We start from the raw sequence: 19182 nt of genomic DNA, 5'->3' as shown, positions 1-19182 counted from the left end.
GAGGGGCTAATTGGCTTAAATAAACACCAAATTTTAACAGTTACTTAGTATATTGCTCTGCCTATACCCTAATCGGGGTATAGGGCTTGGTCGTAATCACAACTTATCCTTCACGCTATTTATAATTCCTTGCTGAGTGTTAGCGTAGTTAACATAGGAAGGTCGTGGTGGAAGAAGTGATTCAATGTTTGTATCAAAAAAACAACTAAAAGAAGCGCAGCAGCAGGTACTCACTGAAAAAACAGCAAACGAGGCATTACAGCAACAAGTTACCGAGCTGGAGCAGCAGTTGGCGGCGAAGCAGAATGAAGTGGCGGCGATAGAGCAGGTGCTGACTGAGCAAAAATCTCGTTCACGACGCTTCTTAGGTATGGTTGTCCCTCATCTTGTAGATTCTGCGAATAGTATCGAGGTCGCGAATAATGATTTGATTGCTCAAAGTGACCAGCTGCAAAATAAGCTGGGTGTATTTGAGTCGACACAACGTCAACTTGAAGAAATGTACCGTTCACTTAATTTAGTCTCTCAATCTTCCGCTGAAAGTAAAGACACCGTGAATGCATTACAGGTATTAACTGGCGACATTAGCCAGTTCATTAGTATTATTCACCAGATCTCAGAGCAAACCAATTTATTAGCCCTTAATGCAGCAATTGAAGCGGCGCGCGCAGGGGAACATGGTCGGGGTTTTGCGGTTGTCGCGGATGAAGTACGCTCTCTTGCTGGGCGAGCTAATGAGGCCGCCAGTGAGATTTCTGGCTTAGTGGAAAGAATTGAATCGAGCACCAACCTTGCGGGAGAGAATATCGAGAAAGTCTCTGTGCAGGTGGCGGATGCATCGGTGGGGGCGGCAGAAATTGTTAAGGATACGCAAGCCATATTGTCCTTGTCCTCGACAACCGTTGATGTCATTTACAAAAGTACCGTTGATATTTATGCCTCAAGTGGTATTGCCCAGTACACCAATATGTGGACAACTGCGCACTCAAAACTTATTGGGGCTAACTGTGATCACGCGCTATTACTGCTTGGCGAGCTTGAAACGACATTTGGTACGGTAGTGGCAAACCATGAGGAAACACGACAGTTGGCCAGTGTCGGCGGACCACTTGAGTACTTTTCAGTAAAAGCGAAGGCATTCCATGATGGGTTGCAGCTTATTGCTAACGATACAGTCGATGCGCTGGTGGTTGAAGAGTTAGACCGAGCGTATCAAGACTTGGTGTCCTACATCACGGCTGCGCAAATGCAGGTTAATCGTACTTATGACCGCAAGTAGTACGCAACACTGAACGAAATAAAAGTGATACGGATAAACAGAAAAGGAGTGATAGCATCACTCCTTTTTCTGTTTATTTGCGCCGTCAGGCTAGCTGTTTGTGCCTTTAGGCTGAATGATTGGGCTTAGCACTTAGTTGGCACTTAGCAATCTGCGCTGCATTCACCTGTGGCTTCAAAGATCTCTAGCTTTTCAGTATAAGGCTGCAAGTCTCCAATATGGGTTTTAACCCACTCTGGGTTGTAGTAAGTGTCGAGGTAACGTTCACCACTGTCACACAGCAAGGTTACGATAGAGCCAGTTTCACCACGTTTTTTCATTTCACACGCCAGCTGCAATGCCCCGTATAAGTTGGTGCCCGTCGATGCGCCCACTTTTCGACCCAAGATTTTTTCGAGCCAGTGAATGGTCGCAACACTCGCAGCATCTGGAATCGTGCGCATTTCATCTACCACACCAGGAATAAAACTTGGCTCTACGCGAGGTCGACCTATACCTTCAATTTTACTGCCACAATCTCTCGTAATTGTCGTATCGCCCGTTCGATAGTGGTGGTGAAATACCGAGTTTTCTGGGTCGACAACACACAATTTAGTATCGTGCTTTTGATAGCGAATAAAACGACCAATCGTTGCCGATGTTCCGCCTGTGCCAGGGCTCATGACCACCCATGTAGGAATCGGGTGATCTTCTAACTCCATTTGGCTAAAAATAGAGTTAGCAATGTTGTTATTACCACGCCAGTCAGTGGCGCGCTCAGCATACGTAAATTGGTCCATATAATGACCATTTAGTTCATCGGCAAGGCGGCGAGATTCCGCATAAATTTGGTCAGATCGATCAACAAGGTGCGCTTTACCGCCATAGAATTCAATTTGCTCAATCTTTTTGCAGGCGGTACTTTTTGGCATCACCGCAATAAATGGCAGGCCTAGTAACCTTGCAAAATAGGCTTCAGAAACGGCAGTACTGCCCGACGATGATTCAATCACCGTTGTTTCTGGACCAATCCAACCATTACAAATCGCGTATAAGAAAAGCGACCGTGCTAAGCGGTGTTTTAGCGAGCCAGTAGGGTGCGTACTTTCATCTTTGAGATACAGATCGATACCCTCAATGCTTGGCAGATCGAGTTTAATCAGATGAGTATCGGCAGAGCGTTGATAGTCAGCTTCAATTTTACGAATGGCATTGTTTATCCATTGATGATCAGTACACATAGTTAGGTTTCCTACTTGGCTATCGTCATGGTAATAATTTACCTACAAATGAAGAGAAAAACTTTGCTATATTTACTGTATAAATGACTTTTTAGAGAAAGCTATTCTCTATTTGAGGGTTTAATGGAAATCGACAGCATTGATAAAAAACTACTCGGCTTATTGCAGCAAGACAGTACGCTTTCGTTGCATGATTTAGCTGAGGCTGTGAACTTAACGACAACGCCGTGTTGGAAACGATTAAAGAAGCTTGAAGATCAGGGCGTGATTAGTAAGCGAGTTGCCTTGCTTAATCCGGAGTCATTAGGGCTGTGTTTTACGGCGTTTGTACAGATTAAAACCACCAACCATTCTCACGAGTGGTATAAAACCTTTGTGGACACGGTATCGCTATTTCCTGAAGTGATGGAGTTTTATCGCATGGCAGGGGAGTACGACTATATGATGAAAGTCTTGGTCAAAGACATGAAGTGTTTTGATGAGTTTTATAAAAAATTGGTCAACAGTATCGATGAATTATCGAACGTGACCTCCACCTTTGCCATGGAACCTTTAAAATACACCACGGCATTACCGATTCGCTAGCGGGCACTATGTAGCAGTTATAAGGCTCTCAACTCTTGGATGAGAATCTTGCTTATATGGAGCAATCACTCTATAACTGAATGTCATTAAAAGCTGAGCTGTTAGAACGTAACCGTGATAATTGGGTCATCTGAATGATCTCAGAGAGCTACCTCGTGAGCGCTATGTCATGAGAACTATGTCATGAGCGCTATGTCAGCTTGTCCACCCAGTCATCTTGTTTATAAGGAGCGTCGATATGCTGCACCAATGCTTGGTTTCCGTTAAGAAGCCGTTTATTAAAATGGTGCCAGTCCCACAACCAAGGTGTATCTCTGGGCGTGGTAAGGTGAATGATATTGCCAAAATATGCCAAGAACTTGGCGTGAGTAAGCCCTGTATTGTCACTGATCACGTTTTGATGAAGCTTGGCTTACTCGATAACCTGATGCAAGCGTTGGATGAGGCGAATATAGGCTATTCAATCTTTGATGACATTACTCCAGATCCAGATTATGAAACGGTGAGGCGTGGCGTCGTCCACTATCAGCATCATACTTGCGATGGCGTCATTGCCTTTGGTGGTGGGTCGCCAATGGATTGTGCAAAAGCCATGGCGGCGAGTGTGAAAACCAAGAAAGACGTCGCTAGGTTGCCGGGATTACTTAAAGTACATCGTCGTCTTATGCCCATTATTGCGATACCGACGACGGCAGGCACGGGTTCTGAGTGCACGGTTGCTGCGGTGGTTAGCGATATTGACGCTCGAAAAAAGCGCTCTATTACCGACCCGTTTTTGGTGCCGAAAGTCGCGATTCTGGATCCTGAATTGATGTTAGGTTTACCCGCGCAAGTGACGGCAGAAACAGGAGCCGATGCGTTAACTCATGCCATAGAGTCTTATTTGAGTGGGTACGCTAATTCACAAACTCGCCAATGGTCTGTGAGTGCGATAAAGCGGATTTTTAGTGAGTTACCCACCGCGTACCAAGACGGTAAAAACGCCCATGCTAGAGAACAAATGGCGTTAGCAAGTTTTGAAGCAGGGCTTGCGTTTACCCGCACTTACATCGGCTATGTTCATGCTATCGCTCACCAACTCGGCGCGTTTTATCATGTTCCGCACGGGAGAGCCAACGCGATAGTATTACCTCTTGTCCTCGAGATGATTCAACAAAGAGATAACGCACGACTGACACAGCTTGCGGTTGAGCTGGGCTATAAAGACAGTGTGCACGGGAGCGCATCCTCGCAGTTTACCGACGCGGTAAAAACGTTATTAGACACGATTGCGATCCCAAAAGTCGTCAAAGAATTGCAAGTAGAAGACATCCCTCGTATTGCGCAACAAGCGATAAAAGAAGCCTTTGGTGAGTATCCGGTTCCCGAGACTATGTCATTGTCGCAGTGCCAGCAGTTATTAGAAAAACTTGTCGAATTAGGAGTTGAATAATGAGCCAAGTCGAGCTTAGTGAATTACAAATGCAAGAGTGTTTTAACCAGCAAAAACGAGCATTTAAAGAATCGCCTTTTCTTAGTCGTGAATTACGACTGAGTAATCTGTCTAAAGTAGAGCGCCTTATTCGTCAAAATCAGGCGGCGTTGTGCGAGGCCATTAGCAAGGATTTTGGGCATCGCTCTTCTACCGAAACGGCACTACTCGAATTTTTCTCTTCGATTGATGGCATTGTCGATGCCCGTAAACAACTTAAAAAGTGGATGAAGCCCAAGTCACGTCATACCGCGATATGGTTTCAGCCAGCCAAAAACAGTGTAATTCCGCAACCTATCGGTGTGGTGGGCATTATTGTGCCATGGAATTATCCGCTGTTTCTTGCCATAGGACCAATGACGGCTGCACTGGCCGCTGGTAATCGAGTGATGGTAAAAATGTCGGAAAACTCTCAGCATCTTTGCCGAGTGTTAGCGGATGTGTTTTCAACGGCGTTTACCGAAGATGAAATTTGTTTTATCGCGGAAACAGGCGAGACAGGCCAAGCGTTTTCAAAGCTAGCATTTGACCACCTTATCTTTACAGGATCTGGTGCAACAGGTCGCAAAGTGATGGCGGCGGCAGCAGAGAATCTTACGCCGGTCACGCTAGAGCTAGGGGGTAAGTCGCCGACGATTATTGCGCCAGATTACGACATTAAGAAAGCAATGAAGCGTATCTTGACCGGCAAGCTCTATAACGCCGGGCAAACGTGTGTTGCGCCCGATTATCTATTTGTTCCTGAAGATAAGCTTGATTCAGTGATTAAGGCTGCGAAATCTATAGTGAAGAAGCGCTTTAAAACCATTGAACACCCTGACTATACGTCTGTGATTGATGATGTGTCATTCCAGCGTTTAAGCGAGACACTGCGCTCGGCGAAAGAGGGCAGTGGTGAAGTAATTAATCTTATCCCTGACAGTGAGCCTGACGCGGCAAGTCGACGTTTTCCTCTTCACTTAGTCGTGACGCCTGCAGCTGATGAACATGTCATGACTCGTGAAATATTTGGGCCTATTTTGCCTATCTTAACTTACAAGACGTTGGATGACGTCTATCACTTTATTAGTCAACGAGATCGCCCATTAGCGTTGTATATTTTCTCTGATGATAAAGCGTTACAGAAATCGGCACTGGAGAACACCTTGTCAGGTGGTGTGACGGTCAATGATGTCATGCTGCATGTGGGTCAGCACGATTTACCGTTTGGTGGCGTGGGGCCAAGTGGTATGGGGCATTATCATGGACGAGAGGGTTTCAATAGCCTATCTAAGATGCGCCCTGTCATGGTGCAAGGCAAGTGGGCCGCAACCGCATTTCTTGGTGCGCCTTATTCTGGTTTTGCCCGCCGAATGGTGAATTTTCTAATCAATAGAAAGTGGGGGAAATACCCAGAGTAGTACTTTGATTATGATGGGCTTTGAGGGATTCTCACTCACCCTTTGTGTGCGTACGTTAAGTAAAACACTGTAAAGGTCCGTGAAACTTTACAGTTAGCACATAGACTCATTGTTATTGTAACAAAATGATAACAATGAGTGAGGGTGTGATGCCAAATACAACGAAACAAGCTTATTATTTTGCGTTTATACTATGCACGGTGACGCTACTGGCTGGTTGTGGTAGCGGTGATTCAGGTTCTGGCTCGACGGTGAGCAACACACCAACCAATGGAAGTGATATTACCAATCGGCTATTGAGTGAAACGAGCGCCAATTGTGAGCAATATTCAGGTGATTATTTTTCTAGTGTCGAAGACATTAAACGAAGCCTTACTTACACCGGAAGCGTTTCGTTATCATCATCAGGTGTTGAGTGCATCATAGAGTCAAACGGCATCCCTAATCACGACTTCAATGATCAGAGCGCGTCATTTGCGACCAATGTGTCGGAGCAAGCCCAGCAGTTTGAGTTTTCATCTTCCCCTTCGCATTCAGGCTCGATAACGGCGCTCAGTCTACCTGTCTCTGAGGCGGTATTACTCAACGGCGTAAAAATCGATCTTTTAGCCGCGGCCTGTTATGACGTTGGCGATGAACGTACGGGTTGCGGTCAGGATCAGATCAATAACCCATGGCGCTTCGACCCAATGTCTGAACTGAATGGTTTTGGAACCGATGAGCACCACGCCCACGTCCAACCCGACGGAACCTATCATTACCATGGCAACCCGATGGCATTGTTTGAGCAAGATTGTGCCGGTAGCGCCGCATCCCCTGTTATTGGGTTTGCTGCCGACGGCTATCCTATCTATGGCAGTTGTTATTTAGATCAAACGGACGGAGCGGTGAAAAAGGCCACGTCTAGTTATCAGCTAAAGTCGGGCGTAAGACAAGATGTGGGTAGTTACAGTACACCAGTAGTGGGAGGCTCAGTCGTGAGTCAGCAGTATGATGGGCAATTTCGCGGTGATTACGAATATGTTGTCGCATTAGGGACGTTAGATGAATGTAATGGCATGTTTGTCGACGGCCAGTATGGTTACTATGTCACCGACTCGTTTCCATGGGTATTAAACTGTTTTAAAGGAGCGGTGGATGGGTCATTTGGTGCCAGTGCAAGCATTCGCAGCCATAGGCATTAATTCCCTTATTTATAGCGAGTCTCTCTGCCCATAAAGACTAGGAGAGACTCTTTACGTTAACTATTCACTGAATCGCATCACACCTTCTTGGACTGTCGAGGCGACAAGCTCTCCCTGTCTATTGAAAATCTCACCGCGCACTAAGCCTCGCGAGTTACTCGCATTTGGGCTATCAATGGCATAAAGTAACCACTCATCAATTTTAACCGGGCGATGAAACCACATAGAGTGATCGATCGTTGCTAGCTGAAATTTCGGCGACATAATTGAGACGCCATGTGGGTGTAACGCCGTTGTTAGGAAGCGCCAATCCGATGCGTAACCAAGTAGGTATTGATGGATAAGAGCGTTGTCTGGTACCTCTCCATTTGCACGGATCCATAAATACTGCTTCGGCTCCGCTTTTTCCGGTTTTAGCGGATTAATTACAGTGACTGGGCGCACCTCAATGGCTTCTTCACTGCAAAATACTTCGCGAATCTTTGGGGGTAAGAAGTCAGCAATGCGTGCCGCCAATTCTGACTCTGAAACATAATTTTCAGGTCCATCAACAACGGGCATTTCTGTTTGATGCTCAAACCCGGGCGCGTGCCCATGGTAACTCGCCGTGAGGTAAAAAATTGGCCGGCCATTTTGAATCGCTTTTACTCGTCTGGTACTAAAGCTCTTACCATCACGCAGGTTTTCTACATCATAAATAATGGGTTTCTCTGCATCACCAGGGTAGAGGAAATAGCTGTGAAACGAGTGTACTGTGCGATCATCTGGCACCGTATATCGAGAAGCTGACAGCGCTTGCCCAATCACTTGACCGCCGTACACCTGTGGTAAACCCAAGTGTTGGCTTTGACCACGAAATAATCCTTCTTCTAACTTTTCTAGTTGAAGCAATTCCAGCAATTCACGTAATGGTTTACTCATAAATTCACTTATACTTTAGGTCGATAAAGCAAGTGTGGGTTTTGTCAGTATATTCGTCAAGCGGCTCATGATGGCCATCGCGTAACAAAGCGTGTAGGAATGGTATGAGATTGATGCAATATACCGCTATTAGAGCGATGGTTAGGTAAATTTCTGATATCTTTAATGCAATACGCTCAAACGATTTCAAACTATTACCTCAGCAGCCAATGTTGCTGAGCGAGCATCTTGAGATCATTTGGAGAAACAAGTTGGAACAAAACAGCGAATATTTGCTGACTAATTAGAGAGGCTTTATGAAAAAAATAATTACCGGTTTATTGGCAGTGGCATTGGGTTTAACGCTTGCTGGCTGTCAGACTGCACCTGCAACAGATGCGCCAGTCACGGCGGAGAATAGTATGACAGCAGTAAAGGGCACCATTGCTTACCGTGAAAGAATTGCATTACCGCCAAACGCTATCGTTACGGTTAAACTTCAAGATGTGTCATTAGCCGATGCGCCAGCAACATTGATTGCAGAACAAACCTTTGAAACCGATGGAGCGCAAGTTCCGTTTGATTTTGAATTAAGCTACAACGCAGCGGATATCGATAGCCGTCATACTTATAGTGTGAGTGCACGTATTGAAGTCGACGGTAAGTTACGCTTTATTAGCGATACGTCTTACCCTGTGATCACAGACCAAAATAAAACCAATGAAGTGAATTTACTGCTTATCGGTGTGCGCGCTAAGTAGGTTTACTATCGCTATCTGGTTTGCTGATTGACCAGATAGCGAACAACATCTTCTTACTATGGCTGCCAGCCATAGGTCTTTAAACTGACTTTATTGCTTTTAGTAAAAACGATGCCTTCTTCTAGCAGCTTGGCTCGTTGCTCACTGAATTTATCCCCTGTTAGTGATATCTCTCCCTTTCCATTTATAACTCTATGCCAAGGCAGAGTACTTCCTTTTGGTAGGTCGCTCAGTGCTTTGCCAACATGTCGAGCGTAACCTGGATAGCCAGACATTTTTGCAATCTGTCCGTACGTTGTCACAGTTCCATGCGGAATTTGGTGAATCACAGCAAAGATTTGTGTTCGAAACTGTTCCATACTGAATGTAGTCCTAGTTCAATGTGCCATGGTTCGGTATAGGGAGGAGCAATGGTATTTTCGGTGTTTCAATTCATAATCACAAGTGTTCTTGCTATGGTTTGCGCCAGAGCGATTAGCGTTACTGAAGGTGATATTCCCGTTTTAGCGTTGATGATTCCAGCATTATGGGTACTTCCGCAAGGAGGGGTAGCTGGGTTGGCATTGCTCGCCGCAATGGTGGTATATGGCATCACATTGCCAATGCAAACAATAGCGATGTCTATTGCCGTGTGGATTCTTCTTCCGGTATTTATGGTTGCCTCTTCTCGGCGCAGCAACATTTGGATAGTTTGCCTTGTTGGCCTGATTGTTATCACGCTTAATGTCGGAATTATGATGACTCAACTGTCTGGGAAGCTTGGGGGCACCCCAATGGTCACGTTGATTCAAGGCTTTGCGGTATTTGTGGCATGGTATGCGGCGAGCCATTGGAAAGGCAGTAATAAACACAGCTGGTGGTCACTGGCGCTGATTATTCCAATTTGGGCCGCAGGCTTACCTCATGCAGCGCTCATCGCATTGTGTTTTACCGGTATGCTTGCGTCAATGGAGAGTCTTGGTAAGCTTAAAACCTTCCGCTGGAATAAACTGCTTTGTTGGACGCTACCTAGCGTAGGGTTTGCGGCATTAGTGATTGTTCCAGGTGTGGATGTTCCTAAGCCTGTTTTTGTTGTTTGGATATGCCTACTAGGGACGGCATGGATGACAGATTATATTTTGCGAAGTGACCATGAAAACCAAGAGCACTGATTTTTGTTAGCAAAGTGGCTCTTAGATAGGCATTGAAGTTCACTTTAATGCCTTTTTGTTTAATCTCTAGTCACTTAACGCTAACTTACACTAAAAAGTCCGCTTAGCTATTGCATTCAATGCGCCTATACCCGATAATCCTTTCCACGATTTAGCCTTAGCGCAAAATCAAAAGAATCTATGGAGGCCCTGGTCCTCCCGCAACAATAGTTCGTGAACTCGGTCAGATCCGGAAGGAAGCAGCCGCAGCGGATGACTTGTGTGCCGGGATGTGGCTGGGGTCTCCGCCCTTCTAAGCTTTATCCTTACATATCAAGCAATTACCCTTTAAATATAGTGAAGAAAGCGACTGGTACTAAATAGTGGTACTAAACATGCGCTATCTTACCCAACGTTCGTCCTCTGGAATCTGGTACTTCCGCTATCAAATCCCCACTAAATTTCGATCTTTTTTTCCATATGGGCGTGAAATCAAGCGATCGCTATCCACTCGTTCTCTCACTACTGCTAAATTGAGAGCATCTCAATTGCAACAGGTCGTATGGGAAAAAATGGAGTTGTTAGAAAAGCACAGCAGTGATGGACGTAAGGTGATAGGCGTAATGCCAAATCATCCACCTTTGGATGATGGCTACATTTCGAAATACCTAAGCGGCTTAAAGCGGCAAACTCTTACTAAGTTGAGAACGTATATTCAGTTGTTCGAGCGTAATCCCAATCTATTGAGGGCGCAAAGGCAGCGTCTTGAGCTGCGCAGAAATGACGCGAGCATCCCATCTATCGACATTATTGAGTCGATCTATCAGCGAGATGCGAATCCTATAGACATTGCAGAACAGATTGTTGCGTTGGATGACCATGCTTTTGACTTGGACACTCTGCACTATCGTGAAGACAAGAAGAACATCCACATCGCGATGGGGCAGTTTTACCGAGATTATCAGCGTTGCCTAGATTCACTCAATCTCGAAGGAGCTAAAGCCGTCCTGAAAGCGATAGAGGAGTACGAGTCAGGCACGTCAGAACCTTTGCCCGATGATTTTAATATTGACGAGTGCTGGCTAAACCAAGAGCCAGTGCACGAAAGCCACAATACACCTTTACAGTCAGATGAACAGCTAAAACCACAAGTCCAGCAAAAGGAGAGTGCAGCGGTAGCTGTCGATATCGAGGCGGTATTGAAAGGTTACGAGCTTGAGCAGAAAGCGAAAAACGTAAGCTCAAAAACCATTGAAAAATACTTGAGATCGTGCCGCTTGGTTCATGACTTATTAGACAATTCAGATATGACTCGTGTTAGCCGAGAAGATGCCACACTAGTCCTTGCCAAGCTAAAATTGTTCCCCAAAAACGCGAATAATGGTCATCAAAGGGAGCATTTTGTTGGCTTGAGTGCCAATGAAATTATCAAGAAAAATGAAGCGCTAGGTTTTGAGGTTCGGAAAAAAGAACAGCCGTTAAGAGATATGAGGAACGTGTCCACGGTTTACAAATGGGCGGTACTGCACAACAAATTATCGTATAACCCCTTTGAAGGTCTTGGGAGTGAATCGTCCAAAACTGACGGCTCGCGCACGATGGAGAACAAGGAAGGCAAGAAACAGAAAAAAGTGCCATTTATCCGAGAAGATCTCAAAAAAATCTTCTCACACGCCGTGTTTACACAAGGCAAGATTGGGCGCAACACGCGCGAAAATATTCGTTTGAATTACCAGTATTGGGTTTTGTTGATAGTAATGTTAACGGGTGCTCGCCCTAACGAAATTTGTCAGCTTAGAATCAAAGATATACGGCGAGTCGATGGTGTGCTGTGTTTTTGTATACAAGCAGAAGACGAAGATCAAAGCGTGAAAAATGATAATGCAGTGCGGTATATTCCTATCCCTAACGCTGTATTTACGCTCGGTTTTCAAGCGTATATAGATTCGGTGAGCGATGGGAGAATGCTGTTCCCAGATCTTACCTATACCGAAGATTCAGGTTATTACGGTAAAGTAGAAGATTGGTTTTACAAAACTTTTACTAAGCCGATGAAGCTTACAGGGCAAAATAAATCGCTCTACAGCTTAAGGCACACGTTTATTTTTGATTATCAAATGCGCAAGCAAAGCGGTATGGCTCTCAAGCAGCTTATTGGTCATGGGAACGGCAATATCACCGATGATCTTTATGGCGGTTCAATGACCATTGAGGTGCTCAAAGACACGATAGAGCAATACGACGTCAGTGATATTTTGAAGGGTGTGAAGCCGTTTAAGGTGGCAACTTACTAGCTATATCATTCAATAGCCTCCTCGCACCGTAGAAGGGCTGAGGAGGTGGGTACATGGCAGATCATGTGAGAGTTTTGTTCTAACTCATCTTTGGACAGAAACGAGTTACTGGCACTGCTAGATTCATAAACTACGGATTAGATGTTGTATCTCAATCTATCCTGTTTGAGTCTCGATTAATCAACTTGATGGTGTATTAAGTTTTGGGGATTTACTACTTTAAGCCGTGCCATCTATCAGTACTAAAGGTCATTATTGGTAAATTACACTATAACGTTGATTTGGTTAGCTATTGTTCCTAGTGGCTAAGCATAGGAGTATAATGTTCATACCAAAACTGTAGGAGATAACGTATTGAAAGCAGGAAAAGCTAGACAAAGTATTAGACGATTCCACGACTACTCATCAGATCTTCGTTATTCAGATATGAACAACTTTGAAGATAGATTGTCTCTACTTCTAGAGTTCATTCGTACTGATGAGCTATTTACTGAGATCCATAACCAGTTAATCAACAATCCTAATGTTGATTTTGGTGATTGGTACAAAGAGAGAAAAGCTACTGAAAAAGGTATGAGAGGCAGTGGTTCTTTAATCTTCCCTACCAACACTGATGACAGGCTATCAGTGATGTATCAGGCTTTGCAGAAGATCGGTAACAAAGAAATGGATGTACTTAATTTTTCTATCTCGTTCTGTGCTTCTTCTTCTAACCGAATAGATACGTTTGTTTCATTCTTCAATGAAAATGTCACTGAACCTTTGATGCGAGAGATTGGCTATAAGCTAGAGGACATTGAGCTAGAACTACCAATGGATGACAGACAAGAGGTTACTGCTCCTATGATTCAGATTGTCCATCATGCTGAGAACGTGATTAACCAGAACATCACTGGTAACAATAACAATCAAACAGCCTCTATTACCGTTGAGAATAGTGAGTTGGATAAGATGTTTTTTGAGCTAAGACAGGCTATCTCTGAGCTTGAGCTTAATGCTGATGATAAGAAAGGACACCTTGAAACAATCCAAGCTTGTGAAGGTCTAGTCAAAGCAGAAAAACCTATGCTAACGGCTGCTAAGACTCTTTTATTCTCGCTAGTACCACTAGGGGCAAATGTGGCTGCTATCGCTACTGCAATCTCAACATACCTTGCTTAGCCAACAGATAAAAAAGGGAGTCTCTAGATTTAGAAACCCCCTTAACTCAGTGCCCAGTATTAATAGTGCAAAATAGCATTCAATGTCAGACCCTTCTATTTAAGAGCAGAATAACTCTAGCGTTATCGGCTTCTTCGAGCATTCATCTAGCTCTTCTTTTGTCATATAAAGATTGATGTCATTTGTACCAAACATATTACAATCTAAGGTTTTGTTTTCATATATTTCTTCTTGGTTTCGTGCGTAAGAATACATACCTGATATCAAAGCACTGAGTTTGGTACATAGGTTGATCTGATTAAACGCTTGTAAATCTTGCCTAACTCGTCTTCGGTCATAGTAACCATCCAACCTTGAGTCATATACCTGTAGGGTATTGATAACAATAACCAAATGCTCTGATAGCAAGCTATCTTCTGGTTGAGTAAATTCAAGAAAGGATTCAATCCGCTTTAATGCACTTTGAGGTAAGTCGGGTTTTCTAAGTTCACTTGCCATCTCTTTGAGGTAGTTAGATATTTCTGCCAGAGCTTTTGGAAGAAATGCCCTTGCAACCTTTCTTTTTTGAAGCATTTTTGTTTGTTCAGATAGAGTTGTGCTATAGATGACGAGCAAACCAGATACGAATGCAATAACTGACGCATTTAATGATTGCCAAATTTTCCAAGTATCGAGCAAATTAGCCCAGCGGCAGCTCATTGTTTGGCACTGATTATTAGTGAATGGAGATACAAACATGCTATACAAATAGGCTATACCAATCATAGCTAAAATCCACTTTGTAGTCCTATCTTCTAGTATTGTCCGTATAAAATTGAACATATGATTGTTTAACTATCCTTTATTTTGTTGTGTTTGATGCACCCTTGATGTTGTACACACCTTACGATCATAAGTAAAAGTAGGTCAAACTAGTATTTGGTAAAGTGATGCCCAATCCGTCGAAACACACTTTGGGGCAAAAGTGTGGTTCTCAACAACCATTCTCCTCCTAAAAGCCGAGACGTAGTCGCTATCTTTAGGCGCTCTGTACTGTCGTTCTTTACTTGCGAGAACCCAAATCTTAAGCAAGAGCTTTAATCGCTAATTAGGTGGTATATAAAGAGCATATCTAGCGCTGTATTGATGAAATAGAATAGTGGTTTCCGGCAGTAGCATTATCAGTTGAAACTTTTATAAGCTCACAAATCATGCTCCTACCCAAATGACAAATGACGCACTCTTATGAGTGCGTCATTTGTCATTAAGGTAGGAACGAAAGAGCTGGTTGTTATTCGTGAGTTAGTTCGTGTTGGCGAAGAGCCGTAATTTCGTCGCTAGCGCCTGCCTTTGCACCTTTTTGGCTGATGGTAATCAAGCCTTGGTTTTGTAGGTGAGTCAAAGCGCGTTTGAATTGCTGATTCGTTGTATTTGCCTTCACATTTTCTTGAGGAGGAAAGCAAGTCATTCGTAGCTCATCCCTTGTGCATTTGCCTTTAAACTCGTCGCGCAACGCTTTGATAACTGGGTGGTTCTCGTCCGTTTCTGCACGTTTGGTCGTAGCAGGTGTCGTTAATGCTAAAGAGGTGATGGGCTTGTTCTCGTCACAAAACGTGCCTAGGTCTACGGCTTGGAAATCAAATACAAGATCCGGTGCTGGCTCGGCATCCTTCTGCTTGGTGTTACTTAGTGTTGTTAGGTTCGTTGAGACGTTGTGTGTCACCTTAAACTCAAAATCACAAGCTGCGCGCAACGCAGAACTTCCACGAACGCCTTTTGAAGTATCTTTGCCGCAATGGTGAACACATAAGATGGTTGTATCGATAAGATCTTTAACGATATCGCAGCCGCGAATAAACTGTCCCATTGCGTCCGAGCTATTCTCATCGCCCTCATAGTTACGAGCAAGAGTATCGAGGACGACTAACTGAACTTTAACTCCTTCCCTGTCTTCAATATCACGTATGGACTGAATCAAGGTGTTTCTGACGGTGGCATCAGAGATAAGCGTGCTTTGACTGAGCAAATAGAGTTTGTTGGCTTCTTTACCGTTTGCAATTTCCCACGCTTTTATACGGCGAGCCATGCCTGTTTGCCCTTCGGCTGCAACATAGATCACAGCGCCAGCGGCAACCGTTTTGCCTTGCCATGGTGTGCCAGTAGCAATTGAACAGCTCAGGTCTATTGTAATAAAGCTTTTTCGTGATCCGGATTGCCCGTAGATAACACCAAATGAGGATTTTGAGAAGAAGCTCTTTGCGAGCCAAGATTGAATGTGATCGAAGCCTTCAGAGCCGATAGAAAACTCTAACGCGCCATATATTTTCTTTGATTGATTGTGCATACGATTTGTTGCTCATTGTAATCGTGTCGCAGGTGCTCCCGCGTCACGGGTTGGTTTCCATTCAATCTAGGGAGTGGAGATATGCTCGTACAGCAAAAAGAGAAGGAGACGAAAAGCGCTTAGTCGAAAAGTCCGCATGAAGTCAATGAGTTGTTATGATGTTGATTTGTTGGGTTTTATTTTGGTGATTCAAATTGAGTAGTTTGTTTTTTATTCATTGTAAAAGTTAAATATGGGCGTGAATTCACGCCCCAAAAAGGCAAGCTGTCTCGATAGCAATCTGATTTTTAATTGATTAACCTTTTAATAAAGAGATGGATATATTGAAAATCAAAAGCGCCCAATTGAAAGCAGAAATTGCGCATATTTTGGGTAGCGACACGGCAAGTTTGAAACAAGTATTTTCCCTTATAGGGGAGCTTGAAGTCGTCACTCGTGAGTTGCATCTGATGGAATCCTCAATGCGCCGTGCCTATGTGCGAGAGATTTTAGAACAGCGGCTAGCAAGTGATCGAGCGTTGCAATTGATTGTGCAAAGGCTGCGACATGAGTTCCGTGTTCAGCAACGGAAGGAGCTGGAAAAGGTACGAGATTCATTATGGATCTATTACCTGATAATCATGGAAATGAAAATCTGGGAAGTACCGTCGATTGGTTCTCCTGCCCGAAGTCTTGAGCCAAAACCTAGTGACAGAAAATAGGTTTTAGATAAATTTTCCTTAGGCTGTAGCAACTGGATGAGCGGTTATCAACATTAGGTCTAAACCTCCATTTGGAGGTTTTTTTAGTTCCGCAGGACTCACACAATTATCAAGGTACGCCGTGATTGTATAGTGAGTACACAATCTGCGATTGTCTGAGTCCAACCTGTGTGGATTGGACATACGCATATACAATTTGTAGCCTTCTATATAAAGAAGACTTCAAATGGCAACAACAATTCTACGTGTCGAAAAATTAAAAAGTTTCGCCAATATTCGTCAAGCGGGCGCACACCAACATCGACACCACAAACACACTCCCAATGCCGATCCGGCGCGACAACATCTCAATGTAGTGCTGGTGGGTACAGACAATATGGCTAGAGATGTTCAAAACCGACTCGACGATCTCACCACATCACCGCGTCGTAACGCCGTTCTATGTATGGATGGATTGATCACGCTATCGCCTGAAGCATTTTATAAGGCTGATGGAACGCCAGACAATGCAGCCCTTGAAATGTTTGTTGATACAACGCTTGAATGGCTGAGGGAGCGATTCGGACAAAATCTCGCGAGTGCTATCCTTCATCTTGATGAATCGTCACCCCATATGCACATCACCATAGTACCTCTTGATGAAAAGCCGGATGGACGTCGGGTTCTCAATGCGCGAGATCTGTTTAACAAATCGAACTTGTCCCAGTTACAACGGGAATACAACGAGGTAATGCGACGTGTAATGCCAAGACTCACAGCCCCCAATTACGGAGGCTCTGCGCAACACACCAAGGTCAGGAGTTTTTATGCTGAGTTGGACTCAATGGCTGAGAGTCTGCATCAAAGTATGCTCGATGCTAAAAAGGAATTAATGACCGAGGCGAAACACACCATCATGGAGCGACTGCTTCCTTTGATTGAGCGACAGTTTGAGGATGTTGAGCAGCGCCTTGGAAACCCAATCCCTGAAGAGATACGTCAAGAGCTGATGGATAAGCATCAGGCTAGGGCTTTTGAGTTGGTTGGTGTGGCGTTTGAGGAGAGTAAAACCGCAAAGTGCTGGGATGAGAAGTTAGCAAAGAAAATAAAGAAGAAACAAGAGTCGTGGTCATCACCAAAACGGGGTTAACTTTTCGCCTAATTATTGAACTGTGAGCGTAACTAGGCTAGTGTAAAAGCATTCATGAGTTGGTACTAAACGCTGGTACTAATTCGCATCTCTCAACGGTGCCTGATTCTTTCAAATCCTTATGTTACAAGGGTTTATGAGCTGGTGGTTTGGGTGCGGCTGGGGCTTCCACCCATTTGAAAAGCCGCTACTTGTTAGCGGCTTTTTGCATTTCAGAACCTTATCTTTATCCACTGATTCCGTTTTCTTTCAAGCGAACTCACCAAGTTTGTTACTTCCGCCCCTCTGCATTAGCCCTGTTTATTTACACACTACATGTAAAAATACGTCGTATCAGAAACTATAAGTGCAACTTGCAGCATATTTGTGATGACCAAAACAATTTCGCTGTTAATACACTGATTTTATGAGTATTAGTGGTAGCATCAATTGGGCTGTTAGGCACGTGCTTTTCCTGACTATACGAGCGTGATGCAGTCTAATACATGTTAGGCATCTCTAGTAAGGAGTAAAGCTTGTTTATTTTAAGTTTAGTAGTTTTGATTTTATCTTTTGGTTGGCTTTGCTTCCAACCTGATTGGGAGCCAGCAATTGTTTTCCTTGGTTCACTGGGAGCTGTCGTGAAGGTTGATAGCCCTATTAAACTGAAGGTCAAAGCAAAATATCTAGATTCACGCTCTAAGAAGTTAAGGATTGAGAGTGGTAAGATCATTGATAGTGATATTGTGATATTAGATATTCTGAAAAAACTATGTGCTGGGGAGGAGGTTTTATTCAAATGTATAAGCATGGATGCTAAAGGGTATTATAAAAAATATGGCAATGGCGCTGAATCTGAAGATGTAAAATTATATAACAAGGCAAAATCAGACGCCTTGGAAGCTAAAGCTCGCCAACTGGAAGAAGCAACAAAAATATTGGCATATCTGTACAAGGAACGTTATTTAACTGTAGAAATATCAAAGCTCCCAGAGATGTTGCGGAACTATGTATTAATTTCCCACCCAACACAAAGTGGTAAGCCGAGTTACTGTGAAGGTATAGATAGCAAGGGATTTGATATTTACTCTGACAATATTAGTGGAAAATCAATGACATTTATAGCTGACTTACCGAGCGTGGCTGTGAGTGAATTGTTGGATAAATATAATGCGGAAGATATTCAGACTTTCGCTGTTCCTTATCAATATTCCTTGCTTGAGCTTCCCAAAAGCACGTATTACAACTATGTGGTACCTGCTCAGTTACATGCTTCGTTAACTAAATATAGTGCTTTCAATAAAAACGGAGAGTTCTGGGCTGCACATAATTGGGCGTTTGGACCACATTAAATATGCCTAACAAACTGTTTAAGAGTGATTCGCAACGCGTGGCATTTTTACCATGCGTTGGTTTGTGTGATTAAGGTGCTATGCGGTAGCTTCAGTATTGCGTTGCTCACACCTTAACAGGGCTACATGGACTCCCTCTTTTGTCAACAATAGCTCCCGCTGACAACAGTGGGTCGGACAGCAGCTCTACATTCGGTGTTTAATCGGATTTGCTCCGTCACCCTGATGATATTCGCATGATGCCAGCCTCATTCGTTAAACAGTATTGATTACTTCCCAATTAAACAGGTTTAGGCATCTCGGTCGGTCTGAC

The 19182-nt window shown here is 43.9% G+C and carries 17 protein-coding genes and 1 other RNA gene; 13 read left to right on the top strand and 5 right to left on the bottom strand.

Annotated elements, in window-relative coordinates:
* The first annotated feature begins 184 nt into the window (after positions 1-184).
* The gene (locus L4D05_RS14655) at positions 185-1279 is read left to right on the top strand and encodes a methyl-accepting chemotaxis protein (RefSeq protein ID WP_428755015.1); all 1095 of its coding nucleotides are present in this window, start codon (positions 185-187) and stop codon (positions 1277-1279) included.
* A gap of 143 nt (positions 1280-1422) precedes the next feature.
* On the opposite strand, the gene L4D05_RS14650 is transcribed toward L4D05_RS14655, so the two are convergent.
* Complete coding sequence (locus tag L4D05_RS14650) at positions 1423-2499, bottom strand: PLP-dependent cysteine synthase family protein (RefSeq protein ID WP_428755014.1); 1077 nt, start codon at positions 2497-2499, stop codon at positions 1423-1425.
* Positions 2500-2622: 123 nt separating this feature from the next.
* On the opposite strand from L4D05_RS14650, the gene L4D05_RS14645 reads away from it, so the two are divergent.
* From L4D05_RS14645 to L4D05_RS14630, 4 genes are all read left to right on the top strand, one after another.
* On the top strand, positions 2623-3084 hold the full coding sequence (locus tag L4D05_RS14645) for an Lrp/AsnC family transcriptional regulator (protein WP_428794484.1): 462 nt from the start codon (positions 2623-2625) through the stop codon (positions 3082-3084).
* 238 nt (positions 3085-3322) lie between these two features.
* Entirely contained in the window at positions 3323-4516 is a 1194-nt protein-coding gene (locus tag L4D05_RS14640) for an iron-containing alcohol dehydrogenase (protein ID WP_428794483.1), read from the top strand.
* Positions 4516-5955: a coniferyl aldehyde dehydrogenase gene (locus L4D05_RS14635; RefSeq protein WP_428794482.1), complete on the top strand. Its 1440-nt coding sequence runs from the start codon at positions 4516-4518 to the stop codon at positions 5953-5955. The genes L4D05_RS14640 and L4D05_RS14635 overlap by 1 nt, the downstream gene beginning before the upstream one ends.
* Before the next feature lie 149 nt (positions 5956-6104).
* Entirely contained in the window at positions 6105-7139 is a 1035-nt protein-coding gene (locus L4D05_RS14630; protein ID WP_428794481.1) for a YHYH protein, read from the top strand.
* Positions 7140-7199: 60 nt separating this feature from the next.
* Here L4D05_RS14630 and tesB read toward each other — a convergent pair whose 3' ends face one another.
* The gene (gene tesB / locus L4D05_RS14625; protein ID WP_428755009.1) at positions 7200-8060 is read right to left on the bottom strand and encodes an acyl-CoA thioesterase II; all 861 of its coding nucleotides are present in this window, start codon (positions 8058-8060) and stop codon (positions 7200-7202) included.
* A 296-nt stretch (positions 8061-8356) separates the two neighbouring features.
* On the opposite strand from tesB, the gene L4D05_RS14620 reads away from it, so the two are divergent.
* Positions 8357-8800: a YbaY family lipoprotein gene (locus L4D05_RS14620; protein ID WP_428794480.1), complete on the top strand. Its 444-nt coding sequence runs from the start codon at positions 8357-8359 to the stop codon at positions 8798-8800.
* A gap of 56 nt (positions 8801-8856) precedes the next feature.
* On the opposite strand, the gene L4D05_RS14615 is transcribed toward L4D05_RS14620, so the two are convergent.
* The gene (locus L4D05_RS14615; RefSeq protein ID WP_428755007.1) at positions 8857-9159 is read right to left on the bottom strand and encodes an MGMT family protein; all 303 of its coding nucleotides are present in this window, start codon (positions 9157-9159) and stop codon (positions 8857-8859) included.
* 51 nt (positions 9160-9210) lie between these two features.
* Here L4D05_RS14615 and L4D05_RS14610 point away from each other — a divergent pair, with 51 nt between their 5' ends.
* From L4D05_RS14610 to L4D05_RS14595, 4 genes are all read left to right on the top strand, one after another.
* On the top strand, positions 9211-9951 hold the full coding sequence (locus L4D05_RS14610; protein ID WP_428794479.1) for a VP0952 family biofilm-associated protein: 741 nt from the start codon (positions 9211-9213) through the stop codon (positions 9949-9951).
* A gap of 187 nt (positions 9952-10138) precedes the next feature.
* Positions 10139-10235, top strand: an RNA gene (ffs, locus tag L4D05_RS14605) — signal recognition particle sRNA small type.
* Between the two features lie 90 nt (positions 10236-10325).
* Positions 10326-12224: a DUF6538 domain-containing protein gene (locus L4D05_RS14600; RefSeq protein WP_428794478.1), complete on the top strand. Its 1899-nt coding sequence runs from the start codon at positions 10326-10328 to the stop codon at positions 12222-12224.
* Between the two features lie 354 nt (positions 12225-12578).
* Positions 12579-13385, top strand: a complete 807-nt coding sequence (locus L4D05_RS14595; RefSeq protein ID WP_428794477.1) for a hypothetical protein — start codon at positions 12579-12581, stop codon at positions 13383-13385.
* A 99-nt stretch (positions 13386-13484) separates the two neighbouring features.
* On the opposite strand, the gene L4D05_RS14590 is transcribed toward L4D05_RS14595, so the two are convergent.
* Positions 13485-14150, bottom strand: coding sequence for a hypothetical protein (locus L4D05_RS14590; protein WP_428794476.1), 666 nt, complete (start codon positions 14148-14150; stop codon positions 13485-13487).
* A 505-nt stretch (positions 14151-14655) separates the two neighbouring features.
* Complete coding sequence (locus tag L4D05_RS14585; RefSeq protein WP_428794475.1) at positions 14656-15708, bottom strand: helicase RepA family protein; 1053 nt, start codon at positions 15706-15708, stop codon at positions 14656-14658.
* Positions 15709-16031: 323 nt separating this feature from the next.
* Here L4D05_RS14585 and L4D05_RS14580 point away from each other — a divergent pair, with 323 nt between their 5' ends.
* The 3 genes from L4D05_RS14580 (at position 16032) to L4D05_RS14570 (ending at position 18869) form a co-directional block, all read left to right on the top strand.
* Complete coding sequence (locus L4D05_RS14580) at positions 16032-16409, top strand: hypothetical protein (RefSeq protein ID WP_428794474.1); 378 nt, start codon at positions 16032-16034, stop codon at positions 16407-16409.
* Between the two features lie 226 nt (positions 16410-16635).
* Positions 16636-17538 carry a MobV family relaxase gene (gene mobV / locus L4D05_RS14575; RefSeq protein WP_428794473.1) on the top strand — a complete coding sequence of 301 codons (903 nt, stop codon included), beginning with the start codon at positions 16636-16638 and terminating at the stop codon, positions 17536-17538.
* Between the two features lie 515 nt (positions 17539-18053).
* On the top strand, positions 18054-18869 hold the full coding sequence (locus tag L4D05_RS14570) for a hypothetical protein (RefSeq protein ID WP_428794472.1): 816 nt from the start codon (positions 18054-18056) through the stop codon (positions 18867-18869).
* Positions 18870-19182: the final 313 nt, after the last annotated feature.

Origin of the sequence: Vibrio nomapromontoriensis (assembly GCF_050337205.1) — a bacterium.
GTDB lineage: Bacteria > Pseudomonadota > Gammaproteobacteria > Enterobacterales > Vibrionaceae > Vibrio > Vibrio nomapromontoriensis.
This window is presented reverse-complemented; position numbering and strand designations above follow the sequence as displayed.

Excerpts from the sequence above, each read along its gene's own strand:
- L4D05_RS14645 (WP_428794484.1), top strand. The coding sequence starts at position 2,623 with ATGGAAATCGACAGCATTGATAAAAAACTACTCGGCTTATTGCAGCAA.
- L4D05_RS14620 (WP_428794480.1), top strand. The coding sequence starts at position 8,357 with ATGAAAAAAATAATTACCGGTTTATTGGCAGTGGCATTGGGTTTAACG.
- L4D05_RS14635 (WP_428794482.1), top strand. The coding sequence starts at position 4,516 with ATGAGCCAAGTCGAGCTTAGTGAATTACAAATGCAAGAGTGTTTTAAC.
- L4D05_RS14615 (WP_428755007.1), bottom strand. The coding sequence starts at position 9,159 with ATGGAACAGTTTCGAACACAAATCTTTGCTGTGATTCACCAAATTCCG.
- L4D05_RS14585 (WP_428794475.1), bottom strand. The coding sequence starts at position 15,708 with ATGCACAATCAATCAAAGAAAATATATGGCGCGTTAGAGTTTTCTATC.
- L4D05_RS14640 (WP_428794483.1), top strand. The coding sequence starts at position 3,323 with ATGCTGCACCAATGCTTGGTTTCCGTTAAGAAGCCGTTTATTAAAATG.
- tesB (WP_428755009.1), bottom strand. The coding sequence starts at position 8,060 with ATGAGTAAACCATTACGTGAATTGCTGGAATTGCTTCAACTAGAAAAG.
- L4D05_RS14630 (WP_428794481.1), top strand. The coding sequence starts at position 6,105 with ATGCCAAATACAACGAAACAAGCTTATTATTTTGCGTTTATACTATGC.
- L4D05_RS14600 (WP_428794478.1), top strand. The coding sequence starts at position 10,326 with ATGCGCTATCTTACCCAACGTTCGTCCTCTGGAATCTGGTACTTCCGC.
- L4D05_RS14650 (WP_428755014.1), bottom strand. The coding sequence starts at position 2,499 with ATGTGTACTGATCATCAATGGATAAACAATGCCATTCGTAAAATTGAA.
- mobV (WP_428794473.1), top strand. The coding sequence starts at position 16,636 with ATGGCAACAACAATTCTACGTGTCGAAAAATTAAAAAGTTTCGCCAAT.
- L4D05_RS14655 (WP_428755015.1), top strand. The coding sequence starts at position 185 with ATGTTTGTATCAAAAAAACAACTAAAAGAAGCGCAGCAGCAGGTACTC.
- L4D05_RS14610 (WP_428794479.1), top strand. The coding sequence starts at position 9,211 with ATGGTATTTTCGGTGTTTCAATTCATAATCACAAGTGTTCTTGCTATG.
- L4D05_RS14590 (WP_428794476.1), bottom strand. The coding sequence starts at position 14,150 with ATGATTGGTATAGCCTATTTGTATAGCATGTTTGTATCTCCATTCACT.